General features: G+C 42.0%; 1 protein-coding gene. It reads left to right on the forward strand.

The window, feature by feature from the left end:
• On the forward strand, positions 1-255 hold a 255-nt coding region (locus tag ACVCZW_RS07645; RefSeq protein WP_452232086.1), incomplete at both ends, for a hypothetical protein.

Raw genomic sequence — 255 nt, forward strand, 5'->3', positions numbered from 1 at the left:
TTAACAAATGTAGATTTAACAGACACAACAAGTGACTGGGCAACTGCAGATTGTGATGGTGACGGAGTAAGTAACTTAGACGAAGTAGATCCTGATGGAGACGGCGTTCAAGGGCCAAACGACACAGATCCAAATGATGCATGTGAATTTACAGCAGCAGATATTACATTACCTGTAACAGCAATCACAGATTGTGATGGTGATGGAGAAACAAGTGATACGGATCCAAATGATACGGATCCATGTATTGGAGGA

It is taken from the genome of Lacinutrix sp. MEBiC02595 (assembly GCF_053601555.1).